9 protein-coding genes are annotated in these 16,506 nt (G+C 54.9%); 4 read left to right on the forward strand and 5 right to left on the reverse strand.

Annotation, left to right across the window (positions count from 1 at the left end):
* Positions 1–259 precede the first annotated feature (259 nt).
* Positions 260–2,344, forward strand: a complete 2,085-nt coding sequence (locus tag RB_RS20945) for a dockerin type I domain-containing protein (RefSeq protein ID WP_164922977.1) — start codon at positions 260–262, stop codon at positions 2,342–2,344.
* Positions 2,345–2,383: 39 nt separating this feature from the next.
* Here the strand turns inward: RB_RS20945 and RB_RS20950 are convergent, their stop codons facing one another.
* The 3 genes from RB_RS20950 to RB_RS20960 form a co-directional block, all read right to left on the reverse strand.
* The gene (locus tag RB_RS20950) at positions 2,384–5,677 is read right to left on the reverse strand and encodes a serine/threonine-protein kinase (protein WP_011122647.1); all 3,294 of its coding nucleotides are present in this window, start codon (positions 5,675–5,677) and stop codon (positions 2,384–2,386) included.
* A gap of 9 nt (positions 5,678–5,686) precedes the next feature.
* Entirely contained in the window at positions 5,687–6,241 is a 555-nt protein-coding gene (locus RB_RS20955) for an ECF-type sigma factor (RefSeq protein ID WP_164922312.1), read from the reverse strand.
* Positions 6,242–6,332: 91 nt separating this feature from the next.
* The gene (locus tag RB_RS20960) at positions 6,333–9,479 is read right to left on the reverse strand and encodes a transglutaminase domain-containing protein (protein WP_011122649.1); all 3,147 of its coding nucleotides are present in this window, start codon (positions 9,477–9,479) and stop codon (positions 6,333–6,335) included.
* Between the two features lie 352 nt (positions 9,480–9,831).
* Here RB_RS20960 and RB_RS20965 point away from each other — a divergent pair, with 352 nt between their 5' ends.
* Positions 9,832–10,803, forward strand: a complete 972-nt coding sequence (locus RB_RS20965) for a cysteine synthase family protein (RefSeq protein WP_007329930.1) — start codon at positions 9,832–9,834, stop codon at positions 10,801–10,803.
* A gap of 98 nt (positions 10,804–10,901) precedes the next feature.
* Here RB_RS20965 and RB_RS20970 read toward each other — a convergent pair whose 3' ends face one another.
* Together RB_RS20970 and RB_RS20975 are read right to left on the reverse strand one after the other, a co-directional pair.
* Complete coding sequence (locus RB_RS20970) at positions 10,902–12,371, reverse strand: aldehyde dehydrogenase family protein (protein WP_011122652.1); 1,470 nt, start codon at positions 12,369–12,371, stop codon at positions 10,902–10,904.
* Positions 12,372–12,524: 153 nt separating this feature from the next.
* Positions 12,525–13,598 carry an LOG family protein gene (locus tag RB_RS20975; protein WP_164922313.1) on the reverse strand — a complete coding sequence of 358 codons (1,074 nt, stop codon included), beginning with the start codon at positions 13,596–13,598 and terminating at the stop codon, positions 12,525–12,527.
* Positions 13,599–13,754: 156 nt separating this feature from the next.
* Here RB_RS20975 and larC point away from each other — a divergent pair, with 156 nt between their 5' ends.
* Both larC and RB_RS20985 read left to right on the forward strand, forming a co-directional pair.
* Positions 13,755–14,945: a nickel pincer cofactor biosynthesis protein LarC gene (larC, locus tag RB_RS20980; RefSeq protein ID WP_011122655.1), complete on the forward strand. Its 1,191-nt coding sequence runs from the start codon at positions 13,755–13,757 to the stop codon at positions 14,943–14,945.
* Positions 14,946–15,165: 220 nt separating this feature from the next.
* A complete protein-coding gene (locus tag RB_RS20985; RefSeq protein WP_011122657.1) occupies positions 15,166–16,437 on the forward strand; it encodes a hypothetical protein in 1,272 nt (423 codons plus the stop codon).
* Positions 16,438–16,506 lie beyond the last annotated feature (69 nt).

Below are 16,506 nucleotides of genomic sequence, written 5' to 3' on the forward strand. Positions count from 1 at the left end.
CTTCGATCTGTCCCGTCTTTTCCCGGAAATTTCTTTTCTTCAGGACACGCTCGCCCGTTCAGCGGGATCGTCTCCTGACAGGCGTCCGAAAACAAACGTGATGCGGGACGATTGTTTGGTGATTTTCGCATGGCATAGAGGAAGAGATTGAAACCGAGCTCACCAGATTCCTGATGCGCCTGCCCTTCCAAGCTGTAGCGACGTCGGTGGTGGCTTGGTTCTGAAGTCATTGGAGCTTTCCCCAATTGGTAGCCACATAATGTTTCAATCACTTCTGCGAACTGATGCTGCTACTCGTGGAGTGCGATTCCTCCCTGGATCTCGGCATCTCCGCCTCGAGATGCTGGAGCGACGAGATCTCCTCGCCGCGGACCCGCTACTTCAATTCGTTTTGTCGGCGCGCGATGAAAACGATGCGTTGATCGAGAACCTCCAGGGAGTCTCGGAGGTCTCCATCAACGACACGGAGTCGATTGACTACCGAGTCAACGTTGGTGAGGAGTTCAATCTTCGCGTCGCCGCTCAGACGCTCCAAAGCGATTCCACGTTCGGCATCGATCAGATGTTCACAGACCTGTTGATCGATCAAAAGGGCGTGCTCGCACCTGTCGTCGGAGAAGTCCAGCGAATCTCATTCCCCGTCGAAAACTTGTTTGCGCCGTCTGGGCAGGTGACGTTCTACTTTGATGACAATCCCTTGCAGACCGAGTCGATGTTGGCGGAGGACTTTCTTGGTGACACGAACTCGGAACTTTATTCCAATTTGGCGAATGTGATCGTTTCGCTCTCCGACCAGATCGATTCCGTTGACCAACTCGAGATCAACGCCTCATCTTCTAGTTCAGGAGACATGGTCGAGATCGAGATTGAATATCCCAACCATTTGATCGTGGGCAGTGATGTCCCTCAACTCAACGTTGAGTGGATCGATAGCGGTGAAGTGATCGAAACTCGTTCTGAACAGATCGATATTTTCGATGACGATGGAAATTTCAATGTCTATCCCATTATCGTCGCAATGCGAAATGCTACCCTGCTCGATGGGGTATTTGGGACCGTTTCGCTCGCAGAGTTCTCAACAGACAATCTTCAAACTGATTCCTTTCTGTCCGCTTCGGCTCACCCAATTCCGCTAGGGGGAAGACTTCCTGGCAGTTTGTATTTCAATATTCCGGTCGTGGCTATGCGACCCGCTGAAGACGTACTGGTCAGTTTGGGGATTCCGCAAGACTCCTCGGTAGTCACCACTCTGTCTGATCTTTCGAGTCCGGACGGGAATCTCGAACTCAGTCCGGAAGAAATTGCATTCGCGGAGTCGTCGCGATTCCGGCTCACTGTCCTCGGTGGGGACGACAATGTCCCTCAACCTCTCGAAGTCACTCTTCCCGATGCGACGGCCAGCGACGTCGTTGTCCGACGGAACGGGGAACACCTTGAAGTCTTCGATCGCGTTTCTCAAACACTCTTGGTCGATCGCTCCATGAGCGGTGTGCAGACTTTTACGCTCTTGGGTGCAGAAAATGTCGACGATCGAATCGAACTGGATTATCAAAGTGGTGGGCCGGTCCAGTTGGGCGATGATGAGAATCCAACATCGGAGACGGCGATTCGTATGCTGGGCCGTGGTGGCAACGATGTTGTTGTGATGGTATTGGATCCATCGTCGTCCGTGACGGTCAGTGCGGGTTCGTCCTCTAGCGACGCCCTTGTCGGCGGCGCTTCGTCAGGACAGATCAACGTGCGTGTCAGTACTGACGAGCAAGTCATCGATCACGAACTGCTTGGCTTTCAGTCATTGATCTTCGAGTCGTCTGAGGGAGTCGTGGTCGATCCTCGCGGCGAGTGGAAGTATGAATCGACGGAACGAGAAAACGAGACGCTGACGCAAGTCTTTGAAAATGGTGTGACGCAGTTGCGTTTCCGTCGTACGGGTTGGACCAATGTGGTAAATGCTTTTGATGTCACGGGATCGGAGAACGTTCAATCGTTAGACGCATTACGGATCATCAACGAATTGAATGATCGCGTTCACTCCGATCCTGTAACGGGGGTTTTACGAGACCCGATACTTGTCGATCCGTATCCTCGGAACTTCTACGATGTCAATCGTGATGGAAAAGCAACCGCCTTGGATGCACTCCGAGTGATCAACTACCTCAATCTGATAGACGCAGACGCGGTTTCAGAACCCCTCGAAACAGACCTCCGAAAACCGAGCCACAGTGAATTGGACGCATCTGATTTTGTTTTCGCGTCAATGGATTGGTTGCAAGAAGGATGGCGAAAAGGAGACGTCTGGTCGAACGATGCAGTGATCGATGATTCGTCCAAAAGGCTATTCTGATCTGCCGAGAAGGACACTGGCGAATTGATTGAACACGTGTTAACGGCCCAGCAGCACGGGGACGTAGCCGTGCTCGCTGGGGTAAACCAGAAGCATGCGGCGTCCGTCTCCGGACAATTGGAGGTTTTGCGGGCGTCTGAGTCCGGGACGCGGGTGATACAACGTGCCCAGCGGTTGGCCGGTCGGGACGTGCCAGGCCATGATCCGCCCATCGTTATGACCTGAGATCAAAACGCGGTCGTCGGCGAGAAAACGTAGCGACCAGATTCTCGACATTTCGCGGATATCTAAAAAAACCTGGTCGGTTTTCCGATCCCAAACCGTCAAACGCTGGTCATTTCCAATTGCCACCTGCCGTTCGTCATTGCTAATGGCGACCACGCGCGGATGTGAAATCCTGTACTGATGGTCAACCTCGCCCGATTTGATATTCAGTTCCTGCAGCGATTCTTCGTCGGCGGTCCCGCAAATCAATGTTTGATTGTGGTTGGCAAAAACGGCATTTCCGTTGTCGATCGCAGTGAAGCTTGCTATCAACTCGTGGGTGACCCAGCGATCGACCGATTCCCATACAAAAGCGAAACCACCACCGACAGCGACCAGGCGGCTGCCATCGGAGGAAAGAGCCAGATGCTCATCGCGTTGGGGTGGCGAATCGATTGTGGTCAGTGTCTGGCGAGTCCTTAGTGACACAATGGAAATCTGATTGTCGCTTCGCAACGCGACCAATCCCTCCTCGGCTCGAAGGGACATTTTTTCGACCGGCAATCGGGTCGGTTCTTGCCCTCGGAGTAACAAGACTGGATCGGGCTTGTCATCCAATAGATAAGCTCCCTCGATAGCGACCGGAGATCTGAATTCACTTTTCGGGACGACACCATCGAGATCCCATCTTTGTGCTGTTCCATCGTGGCCGGCAGTGATGAATTGGTTTGGGTCATCTTCTAGCCAACCTACAGCCAATCGCTTGTCGTCTTGTTGATAAGCGTTCCACTGTGTGCGCACTTCGCCGCCGACCTCTGATTCATCTGTTCCGTGCAAGCGGATGATCTGAATCCTTCCGTCGCCATACCCCGCCGTCAGCCACATTCCATTGGAAGATGCTGCCAGCGATTTCGCGTAGGACGCACTGACATTGAACGTGCCCCGTCTCGCTCCGGTCTCGCGATCAAAGACAGCCAGCGAATCAAAGTATCGTTCGCCAGCAATCAGCCACTGTTGATTCGGTCCTGCCCAACACATCGCACGGACATTTGTGAAGGGATCGGTCTCGATTGTCCGATCGTGCCTTGCAGCGGAAACGTCCCAGACATGAATTCCATCTCGTGTCGGAACCAACAATTCCTGGCTGTCAGGCGTGAACAAAAGAGTCTCATGACGATGATCATTGATAAGGCGAAATTTCTCATTCCCGTTCGCATCACCCACCCAGACGCCAGCGTAACGAAAGCCCGCGGCAACGGACCGACCATCGGGCGACCAAGCGAGCGATTCGATCCCGTTCTCCACCGGCCGCACTTGGTGAATGCAGATTGTCTTTTCCACATCCCAGTACTTGATCAACCCCGACGTCGATCCACTGACCGCCATTGAACCGTCCGGTGAAAACGAGACGGCGTGAACCGGTTCATCATGACGTCCCAAGGAACGTCCGGCAGTCGTCGAGCCATCCAAGGGAAACATGACAACGCTACCATCTTCGCATGCACACAAGACAGCTTTCCGTTTCGATGAGATCGCGATTTCATGAATCGCTGAAGACGTTTTAAAACACTGGTTGGGTACTGGAGTGGCCGCCGCTCGAAAAAAGTGGGACAACGCTGATTGCTCAGTCACTCGACTACTGGATGGCAATGCGTGAGGGTGGGTTACGATCTTCGTGAGTTGTGACAACTGCAAGAGATCGCCAGCCTGATATGCTGACACTGCTTGTTGCAACTGATTGCATTCAAGCAGTTCATTCGCTTGCCGTTCTCGCGCTTCGCTGATCGATTTGGCTTGGCGAACCTCAAGCATTTTCCAAGTCGAAATGATGCTTGTCATGACCAATGAGACGAGCACCACGGAGGACACTGCGATTGCAAAGCGGTGACGGCTGACTGTTTTTCGAAACTGATAGATTGGTGATGGAGGGCATGCCAAAACCGTCTGACCGGTGAGGTATCGCTGGATGTCATCTGCGAGTTCAGACGCCGATCCGTATCGCCGGCGACGGTCTTTTTCCATCGTCTTCATGATTAACCAATCCAGCTCTCCCCGAATGCTCGGGTGCAACTTCCGTTGAACGTCACCTTGTTGATGATTGACGTTTTCATTGGCAGAGAGGGTGCGGCTAACGACGCTAGGTCGAGGAGGTTGGATCTCACGTATGATTCGGCGAACCTCGTCAAAGCTTGCCGTTTTGAAGGTTTCACGATCAAACGGTGGCGCACCGACCATCAGTTCGTACAATAACACTCCGAGGGAATAGACATCGCTTCGAGTGTCGATGTCGATCGTCCCCATCTCCGCTTGCTCGGGGCTCATGTACATCGGTGTTCCCATCAACTGTGCAAAACCAGTGTGGATCGTGATGTCGGTGAGCGGTTGGTCAAGTGCTTTGGCCAATCCAAAGTCGATCACCTTTGGAAGTGCTTCCCCATCGATTTCAGCAACCAAGATGTTGGAGGGTTTTAAGTCGCGGTGAATCACTCCTTTTCGATGAGCGTGCTGGACAGCGTGGCAAACTTTTTGGAAGAGACGCAATCGTTGCTCGATGGACAATCCGGAATGACTTGCATACTCAGTGATGGGCGTCCCCTGAACCAACTCCATTACCAGGTAAGGTTGCCCACTTTCCGTTGCCCCACCATCCAAGACTTTGGCGATGCAAGGATGGTCCATCATCGCCAGTGCCTGACGCTCGGCGGAGAATCGTGCTAAAGCTTCCTTCGTAGCGATTTCTGCTCGAATGATCTTGAGAGCAACTTTGCGACGGACAGGTTGTTCTTGCTGAGCTACAAAGACGCTGCCCATTCCACCTTCGCCGATCAGCTCGCAAATCGAATAACGATCGATGCGATGCATCTGATTGGCTTTGAATGTCTCCGGCCAAATTCCCGAGCGGGTCGATGTCCACTGGGTCTCACCAACACCCAAACAATCGACGAGATCATCCAGTCGGTTGGGTTCCTGCTGATGGTGGGACGCCATCAACCGCTCCACCGCCTTTCGCATTGGTTCATTTGATTGGCAGGCCAGTGCAACGAAACGTTGGCGTTCTACGACATCATCAATTTCAATTGCCTGCAAAAACACATCCTTGATGGATTCTTGTTTGGGTGAATCCGACATGCGTTGCCCCTAACCGTCCCAGTGAACCGCGAACCAAGTGCGAGCAAATTCCCAGTTCCGATAGGCGGTGCTTCGCGACATCTTCATCAATTCGCCAGCCTCGGTGATCGACAACCCGGCGAACACACGAAGTTCAACCAGCTTGGCAGAATCGGGATCGACTTTGAACAATCGCTCCAGCCCGTCGTCGAGATCGAGCAAAAGATCGGTTGCGGGCGTGACGTCATCCGCTACTTCACCTAGTGCGAGTCGTCGGCAGTGACCACCTCGCTTTCGACTTCCCCGAGCTCGTGCAGCGTCAATCAGAATTCGTCGCATCGCTTCGGCAGCGGCTGCATAAAAATGCCCGCGACTATCAAATTTCTGCAGACGTCCGCCAGATGCCAGACGTAGGTAGGCTTCGTTGACCAACGCCGTGGGCTGAAGAGTGCGCTCCCGATGTTCCACTGCGAATTGACTTTCCGCTATCGAACGCAACTCCTGGTAGACAGCGCGCAACAGGCCCTCCGACGCTTTCGCATCGCCCGAACGCACCTGGCACAACAGTTCAGTGACATCACCCATTCTATCAGTGTATCTGCAGGCCACCCATGTGGCTAGGAAAACCTCCGAGCCGAAACGAGCGTCTCAACGGTCCGTGTCGAGCCCAATTCGGTCACTCTTCAGCGAAGGTGATGACTGGGAAGATTTCGGGGATGTGGGAGTCCCAGACTCCGTGTTTGCCGAAGGCCCAGCCGCTGGAGTCGGTGGCGGGTTCGGGGGCCTTGGTCTTGTTGAATCGGAAGAGATCGATTCGCCACTGGTCACCGACCTTGGGTGGCAGCGATCGATCGTCGCCTTTGGCAAGCCATTTCATCTCCTTCCATGGAAATGCCAACTCGACCGTCCAGCCTTGATCGACGTCGGAATCGTCGTTCAAGGTCCCGTTGATGTGAACGGCGGATTTGAAATTGGGAAAGTCGTAGCCTAGAAACGCGATGCGTTTTCCGCGTGGATGGTTGGTGAAACCAACGCCATCGAACTCCTGTTGATTCGGAGTGTCTTTGGCGAGTTGTGGGTCGGATGCGTAACCGCCTTTCTCATACGCTTCCTGCCATACAAAGAAACCTTCGTAGACGGTTCCATAGGAATTGATCTCGAACTCGTAGTAGGCGTCCTTTCCAGCGATGAAGACTTCGACGTCGTTGTCGTAGTAAATCGGATCGTCACGGTCTTTGTACTCCGCGTCGACATTGGGCTCCTCCAACCAGAATCCAATGTAGAGAAACTCGTCATCCCACAGGATGGATGAGCGTGTGTCGTAGCGAGTGGGTTGCCCGCTGACCAAGTCGACAAAGGAGGTGGTCTTGCGGGCTTGCTGCCAAGCTTCCTCGTCCAAGCGACCATCGATCGTCAGCTCCGTATCAATCTTCGCCGCGGTGTATCGTGGCAGATCCTTGGCAGGAACCAACGATTGAGGGAACGGCTTGGGCATCTCCACTTCGACAGAACTCGGGAAGGCGAGCTCGGAATCGGATCGCTCGTCCAAGGTTGTCGCGAGTGTTTTCAAACTTCGCGTGACCTGGCCTTCGAACAGCGTTTGACCACCGCTGGTGATCTGGATCGGTTTGTCCAAGTCGATGAATCGGTCGTCCAAGAAGACCTCCATCTTGTTCACGTCCGAGGAGGTCAAATCAATCGTTTGACCGTCGACGGTTGCGATGATGGTCGCACCGGCTTTGACCGACGACTCCTCCACGCCCAACCAGTAGAAATGCGAATGAGTCACATCGTCTTGGACCCACACGATCTTGGACGGGGTCACGTTTCGAGTGTGCTTCGCCATCCAAGGAAGTGCGACCGCATCTTCGCGATCCATCCAGTGGCCTTTGTTCGGGTAGATCTTCACGAAGTGTTCGTATCCCTCGGGATCCGCTTCATGCAGTTCAGCGAGCTTCGTTTGCCAATCCGCAGCGATTTGGTTGCGTTTGTAGGCGGCGTCTTTGCCTCCCATTTGCAACGCGAAGGGAACGTTGCGAAGTCCCAGGGCGGAGGTTTCGTTGGGGTGGCCAGCCATCATCGCGGCGGCTGCCCAGCGGTCGGACAGACGCGGTGCCAGTTGATACACGCCGTCACCGCCCGCGGAATATCCCATCACGTAGACACGATTTGGATTGACGTTTTCAAACGCGACCATGTTTTCAATCAAACGCACGAACATCGGATCGATGTGCTTTTGATGCCATAGATTCCATGTGTCGGTTGGTGCACGCGGTGCCACGTAGACACCTTCCTCGGGTTGATACAAACGTTTCTGGTTTTCCCACTGACGATCGTTGATCGCTTTCGGGGCACCACCACCGCCGTGCATGGAGATGTAGAGACTGCGGCCGTCTTCGGGTGCTTCGCCAAAAACGCGATAGTCAAACGGCATCTCATGATCACCGTGGACCAACACCCGAGCCTTCATCTCCTCGGCACGAGTTTTGAGAAGAGTTTGCTTTTGATGCTCCGCAAGGATCTTTCTGGCTTGGACAACATCGTCCGCGGTCAACGCGACATCGCTGAACGATTGAGCGCGGATTGTCTTGAGATCCGCTGCCGGTTGGGACTGAAGGTAATCCCGGAGAGCTTTGATCGCGGTGGCGGGTTTGTCTGCCGATGATTCGGAGACGGCATCGACGGAGACGAGGTGGTGCTCATGCAATTCCTCATCCGCATCGGTGATGATGGTGTCACGAATGACTTGATCGCCTTCGCCGATCAAGACGGAGTACTTGTGTTGTTGTTTCAGTTCCACACGAAGATGATCGTTGGCATCGAATCCCTCGTCGTTGGTTTGACCTTCAAAGACAACTTCGTCGCCTTCCAGGACTCGCAATCGGCAACTGGCTCGGTGCCCATCCGCACCATGCACCACGAACAACGACTCAGTCATGCCGGGCGGCAATGACTTTTGAAGAGCAACGTAGCGGTCGGTCACGTTCACAGCGGGAATGCTTCGAAGCTTTCGATTCCAAACGCATGGGAACGAGAGCGGGGTCTGTTTGAAACTGGTTGCATAGATCGCGTGAGCTTTTGACGATCGGTCTGCTTTGGTTGCATTGGTGACAAACCAACCACGATCCAGTTCGTTCCCGGTTGGTTCAGCGGCACCTGTGAAATGCCAGCCATCGTCCCAGACTTCCACCCACGAGTGATTTCCGGATTGATTGAACCACAGGGGCGTGCCCACAAACCGAGCGGGGATCCCAACAGAACGACAAGCATCAATCAGCAACACCGACAAACCCGTGCACGACGCCAACCCGGTTTCCATTGATTCCAGTGGGCTTTGATCCGCTTTCACTCGCCGGGTGGAATATTTGACGCCGACGTTTTTGAATAGTTTTTGATTGATTAAAGCGGCGGCTTCGCTCGGTGAGCTCGCTCCTTCCACCATCGGCAGGCATCGCGTTCGAAAATCGGCTCGCCACTCGTCACGTCGCTCGTTGATGCTCGCGTAGGGCAGAACATTGTTGAGGAAGATGTCTTTAGGAATCTCCTTTGCCCACGGTGCATTGGTCCATGCTTGATAGGCCAGTCGAGTGTTTTCCAACAGGTAGTCCGCCGAAAGCGTTTGCAGATCACTCTCTGGCATGTTCGCGATCAGGAACTCGATTCCTTCCCGTTGATCCGCTGGGGCATCTGCCAGGGCTCGTTCCAGTTCCGCACGGTTGTCTCCCGCCAGAGCCAGTCGATCGGTGTCGAACTCCGCCGATGCGAGTCCAGAAAGGCCGAGGAGGAGCGTCGGAAGGATCACGGCAATCAACGGCTGTCTCATGAGATGGACTCAGCGTTCAAGTATCAGGCAGTGGCATGGAACAGGCATCCGATCGGAGCAGCGGTCACTGCTCCCTTTTAAACGACCGGTCAGGTCAACAGTATGACTGGCCAAAGCACACGCAACCACTGATGAACGGTCCTCGCCGGATGGAATGACTCCGCCAGCAAGAAATCTCCACGGAGTCATCTTTTGTTGTTTGGATCATCACCCAAGACGGCGTGTTAAGGGTGGTCGGTCGTCCGTATTTTATGTTGCTGCAGAAAACAGTGGCATTCGCCAAACTCGGAATGTCAATTGTTGGTTTGACAAATGGTGTCACCGCCAAGAACTCGCAACCCGCGATGAAATAATGACGAATCATCCGGCTTCGTACAGCTATGCGACCGAAGCGATCACGACTCCGATTGCGCCGGTGAAACTGTCCGATGATGGGCCAGTCATTTGGTGCAAGCTGGAATATCACAACCCGAGTGGCTCCACCAAAGATCGGATCGCTCGTTTCATCTTGGGAAAGGCAATCCGAAGCGGGTTGCTGGGCCGTGGTGATGCGGTGGTCGAAGCATCGAGCGGGTCGACCAGCATTTCGCTTGCATTGATGTGCGCCCAGTTTGGTTTGCGATTCACTGCGGTCATGCCGCGCGGGGTGAGTTCCGAACGGATCAAGATGATTCGAGCGTTTGGAGCCGAAGTGATCCTGACACCGGCGGAAGAAGGTGTGGGCGGAGCGATGGCATTAGCAGATGAGATCGCCGGTCGAGGAGAAGCGTTCGCAAGCAAGCAGTTTGAGAACCCAGACAACCCGGCGGCACATCGCTATCAAACCGCCGCAGAAATCATCGCTCAAGTTCCTTCTCGCTCGGTGGATGCGGTCGTCAGTGGGGTCGGAACGGGTGGCACCTTGGTCGGGCTGTACCAGGGATTCTGCGATTTTGGATGCATCACTCGGCCGGTGCTGGCTCGGCCGGTCTGCTCCGATGGCCTGTATGAGCTGGAGTGTTCCAGTTTCAGCAAGAAGATACCGGGTGTGGTGGAAAGTGCTTCGGCAATCTTCCGCGATGCCCATCTGCCCGGACTCAGACAAGTCGATGTGAAAGACAGCGTGGCTTTGGCGTGTTGTCGCCAACTGATCCGGCGTGGATTTCCCGTCGGGCCAAGTTCAGGGTTGAACTTCGCCGCGGCCCTGGAAGCCGCACGCGATCTCCCGCCCGATTCAACGATCGTCACGGTCTTTCCCGACCGCATGGAACGCTACTTCTCGACGCCGTTGTTCAGCGACTCAGTGGAAGAGTTGGAATGCGATCCGGCCCAGACATGTTGCTGATGGCCTGTGGCCAGCAAGACGACCGTCGAAGTGAGACCCAGTCCATGTTGAAGAAGGCCTCAGGGAATCGAGCCCTGAGGCCGCTCCACTTCCGCGGCTCAAAGGGCCACCGTCACGGTTTTGCTTTCCAGGTAAGCCTTCAGGCCTTCGGTGCCTAGTTCGCGGCCTTGGCCACTCATCTTGAATCCGCCGAATGGGGCGGCGGCGTCGAAGACGTCGTAACAGTTGACCCACACGGTTCCCGCGCGAACGTTGGCGGCGAAGTGGTGAGCTTTCTTGATGTCTTGCGTCCACACGGCGGCCGCTAATCCAAACATCGTGTCGTTGGCTCGTTTCAGAATGTCGTCGCTGTCTTTGAATGACAGCACGCTCATCACAGGACCGAAGATTTCATCGCGAGCGATCGCCATGTCGTCTTGAACGTCAGTGAACACGGTCGGCTCAATGAAGTAACCACGATCTCCGGAACGCTTGCCACCACTGACGCAGGACGCGCCTTGCTGGTTGCCTTTGTCGATGTAGCTCATGATCTTGTCGAATTGAGCTTGGTCGATTTGAGGACCCTGTTCGGTGGTGTGTTCAAATGGGTTGCCGACGACACGTTTGTTTGTCAAATCGGTCAGTTTTTCGACGAAGGCTTCGTGAATCGATTCTTCGACGAACACGCGACTGCCGGCACAGCAACATTGGCCTTGGTTCAGATACAGACCCACGAAGCTGCCTTGCACGGCGGCATCCAAGTCCGCGTCGCTGAAGATCACATTGGGACTTTTGCCGCCCAGTTCAAACGTCAGTCGTTTCAACGATTGGGCGGAGTTCTTCATAATCAATTGAGCCGTTCGGTGTTCTCCCGTGAAGGCGATTTTGTCGACGCCAGGATGGTCGACCAGGGCTCCACCGGCGGTCGGGCCAAAGCCCGGCACGACATTGATGACGCCATCGGGGAAGCCAACCTCTTTGGCGAGCTGCGCCATCCGCAAGCAGGTCAGCGGTGTCTGTTCAGCGGGTTTCATCACGATCGTGCAGCCAGTGGCGAGAGCCGGTCCCCACTTCCAAGCGACCATCAACATGGGGAAGTTCCAAGGGATGATCTGTCCAACCACACCGACCGGTTCTTTCCGTGTGTAGCAGAGGTAGTTCCCACGAATGGGAACCGTTTCGCCTTGGATCTTGTCCGCGTAGCCGGCGTAGTAGCGGAGGGCATCGATCACCAAGGGCAAATCCGCATGTCGCGATTCGCGAAGGGGTTTCCCGTTGTCGAGTGTTTCGAGTTGAGCCAGCTCATCGATCTCGTTCTCGATCGCATCGGCCAACTTCATCATCAGCCGTCCGCGATCGCGAGCGTCCATCGTCCGCCAGGGACCCGACTCAAACGCTTTGCGAGCCGCTTTCACTGCAGCGTCGATGTCTTCCTTGTCACCTTCGGCGACTTGAACGATCTCTTCTTCGGTGGCCGGGTTGATCGTGGCGAACGTTTTTCCGCTGGCTGAATCCCGCCATTGGCCGTCGATGAACAACTGGGTGTGACGGACTTTTGGGGGTGCGATTTCTGGAAGGGTTGTCGACATCAGAGATCCTCGTCGGCTGCGATGGGGATGGGAATCAAGCCTTCAGCTTAAGGCTTCGCAGGCGAGGATGCCAACGATTGTGGGAAGCGCGCAGGGGTCTCTGGTGACGCACCGGGCGGCTTGCGCCGCTCCGCTAAGAAAGACTGGGCTTGTTCAGCACTCGGGATCGGGGGTGGTCGTCAGTGGATGACCGTTGATTTGGTTGATCAACATTCGCAATCGACCGAGGCCGCGACGGTTGAAGTGGAACACCAACCTTGGGAAGTCGGCCAGTTCGGGCTCGCCAGCTTCTTCCGGCAGCGGTCCGGTTTGTTCAAACGTGCCGCTCTTCAAAATGTCCGCGAATTCGGTGCGGATCAATTCCATGGTTTCTTCCGAGAGCTTTCGCTTCATCCGCAGCACCAACTGATCACCGACGTAACGTTGGGAGTGATACACGTCGTAGAACGTCAGCAGCTCTTCGACGGCTTCATCAACCGAGTTGGTGATTTTGTAGAGGGCCACGTCCTCGGGACTGATCATGCCATTGCACATCAGTTGCTTGTCAATGAATTTGCCCAAGTCCTTCCAGTAACTGCCGCCGGGATGATCGAGGAAGATCAACGGCATCATGGTTTGCTTGCCGGTTTGCAACAGTGTCAGGACTTCGAGGCCTTCGTCGAGCGTCCCAAATCCCCCGGGCAAGCAGACGATGCCGCTGCACTCTTTGAGGAACATCAACTTGCGAGTGAAGAAGTACTTCAGCGTGACCAACTTGGGATCATTCTCGATGTATTCGTTCGCGCCTTGTTCGAACGGCAACATGATGTTGAGGCCCATCGATGCATCCCGTCCGGCACCTTTGTGACCGGCTTCCATGATGCCGCCGCCGGCACCGGTGATGATCATCCAACCGTGAGCCGCCATCCGCCGACCCAGGTCGACCGCCGATTGATAGTCAGGGCGATCGGGAGCCGTTCTGGCCGATCCGAAGATGGTGACTTTGCGTCGCCGTCGATACGGCCGAAAGACTTTGAATGCGTACCGCAATTCCCGGATCGTTCGAGACAGAATCTTCACATCACCGCGAGCCGTGTTGTCCTTTTCCAATCGCTCGATCGTGTGCCGCATGACTTGGTACAAGTCCTGCGACTGGTTGTCGGAGATCGGATCATCGATCGGTTGCGGCCGTTGCAATTCATCTTCGCCGATGGCTTCGGCTGGCAAATTTTCGTTTTCGTCGGTCATGAAAAGTTCCGGAGGAGATGACGAGCAAGTTGCGGTAGGCAGACAAGTTACCACGAATCACGTGTTCACCGGAACGCGATTTATGGAGGCCCCAAAGTGAGGTTTTGATGAAGCGGCGGCCTGGTAATTTCAGCTCGTTTTGCTCCATTATTCCGCATGACAAAAACACTTCACTTTGACTGTTTATCGGGAATCAGCGGCGACATGACGTTGGGCGCCCTGATCGATTTGGGCGTGTCCGTGGACCAGATCCAGCAGGGGCTGCATTCGCTGAACCTGCCGGATTTGAAGCTGCGGACCGAGGAAGTGAAAAAGTGCGGTTTTCGAGCCGTGCAAATTCACATCGATCACCCGCCGGAAAAGGCTCACCGGCATCTGCACCACATTGATGCGATGATCGACGAAGCCACCGAGATCAACGATTCCGCCAAGGCTCTCGCGAAAAAGATCTTTTTGTGCGTGGGCGAAGCGGAAGCCAAGGTCCATGGTTGTTCGCTTCGGAAAGTTCACTTCCACGAGGTCGGCGCGATCGATTCCATCGCGGACATCGTCGGCGTTGCGATCGCGATCGATGCGTTGGATGTTCAACATGCGACGTCATCGACCATTCCAACTGGGACGGGAGCGATCACGATTGATCATGGCCGCGTTGCTGTGCCGGCGCCTGCCACTGCGGAAATCCTGACGGGCGTGCCGTTGATGGCTTGTGACATTGAATCGGAACTGACCACGCCCACCGGGGCCGCGATCATCAAGACGCTGGCTCGATCGTTTGGACCGCCGCCGGCGATGACTCCGTTGCGAGTGGGCTATGGATCCGGAACGCGCGATTTGGAAGGTCAAGCCAATGTGTTGCGGGTGACGCTGGGTGAGCTGACCGAAGCGAGTTCTTCCCAAGGTCAGATCGAAACCGATCGCGTCACCTTGTTGGAAAGCAACATCGACGACGCGACGGCGGAACAATTGGCCAATGTCAGCGAGCTGTTGATGAGCGCGGGAGCCCTGGATGTTTGGCAGACTCCCATCGTGATGAAAAAGGGACGTTTGGCGACGACGGTTTCGGTGCTCTGTGACGCCAGCCGAATCGGCGCGTTGCAAACGTTGCTGTTCACTCAAACCAGCACGATCGGACTTCGACGAACGGAGATGAATCGGTCCAAGCTGGCTCGCGAAAGTCAGACGGTGGAAACGCCGGACGGACCTGCGAAGGGCAAGACGGTGCGTTTGCCGGACGGAACGCTGCGGTTCTCGTTGGAAAATGACGAGGTCAAACGATTGTGTGCCGCGACCGGAAAATCAGCCGATCAAATTCGGACCGAAGCCCAGGCAGCGTTCGCCGCCGGCTAGTTCGTAGGCCACGGTTCCACCTGGCACGCACTGAGTTGTAGGCCATGGTTCCACCTGGCAAGGGCGAGTACTCAAGCGATAGACGACTCACCTTGCAATGGGTTGGAGTGTCAGCGCGCCTCGCTTCTTTCGAAGCATCGGCTAGGTTGCCAGGTGAAAACCTGGCCTACTCACCAAAATTTCCGCGCCCCTGCTAGCGGGTGATCTGGCCTGGGGGAGCATGAACGCGAAAACTATTTCACTCGGCTGTCTGGGTTTGCTGTGCGTCGGTCTGTTGGTGGTGATGTTTCCAATCGGGCTTCGGCAATACCGGGTTCAGAATCAGTTGCAGGCCATTGCATCGGCTGGTGATCCGATCTCGCTCTCGGAATTGGGTGATCGGACTCCCGTTTCTGTTTGGCCAATGGCGGACAAAGTGGATGCGCGAAGTGAAATCATGGAGGTGATCGAACCGGCAGAACGCCTCTCCAAGAAACTGCAGCCCTATCTGAATTCCGATGCGGCAGCTGATCTTCACCGATCATTGTCTGCACAAAACGAGGCGTTGTTTGAAGACGCTTTTCAAAAGCACCCGGAGGTCTTGCCCGCTCTGCGAGACGCGTCGCATTGCCAGCGATACGCGTGGCCTTCGCCGCTGACGCCGTCCGGTGTGATGCCGCCCGATCAATACATGCAAGTCTTGCTGAAAGAAGTCAGCCGATTGCGAATGGTTGGCCGGTTGATGCTTTGTGGTTCGCGGTTCTTGGCAGCCAAAGGCAAGGTCGATGAGTCCGCGATGCTGTGCGTCGACTTAATCCGTTTGACCGGTCTGCAAGAGACGGGGCCGACAGTCGTTGTTTATCAAACCAACGTTGCGATCCGGCAATCGGCCATCAATCAACTCAATGCGATCTTGCAGACGCAACCGCTGGATCCCGGCACGCACGCCGAAATCGAAAAAGTGTTGGCGGAACACGAATCAAGTGACGCGTTCGTGCATGCTCTCAAAACCGAACGGGCGTACGGGATCGCATCAATCGAATCCATGGGCATGATGATCCGGACAATCTCAGGAGAGCTTCAGGACTATCTGTCGGCGATGAAAACTCAGATTGACTTCGGCAAAATGCCAACGTGTGACTTACCGAACACTCGCGGTCCACCTTTGGGTGCCTTGAGCCAAATTGCGATGACTGCGGTGGATGCTTGCCGTAATTCATTTGAACGTGATCGCATTCGATGTCGGTGCTTGAGGATTCTCAACGCGATTCGAACGCACGAGTTGACTGGAGAAGATGTAACACCTGACCAATTGGATTTGCCGCCCAAGGCGATGGAGGATCCGTATTCTGGAGACCTTTTGAAGATCGAGATCGTCCGGAAGGACTCCAACCCGACCGGATCTGTCGCGAAGGCTTCCAGTGAGGGATGGTCGATTCATTCCGTGGGGCCAAATCCCTTCAAAAGTGCTGGGAATCAGCAGAATTCGAAGGATTTAGGACTTGGTCCATGAGGCGGTGATGGCGGTTTGAGTCCGGTGCTAAACTATCGCACTCAATCTCGTCTTCACTCCTCTCACCAA

The organism is Rhodopirellula baltica SH 1 (assembly GCF_000196115.1).
In the GTDB taxonomy this organism is placed as follows: Bacteria; Planctomycetota; Planctomycetia; order Pirellulales; family Pirellulaceae; genus Rhodopirellula; species Rhodopirellula baltica.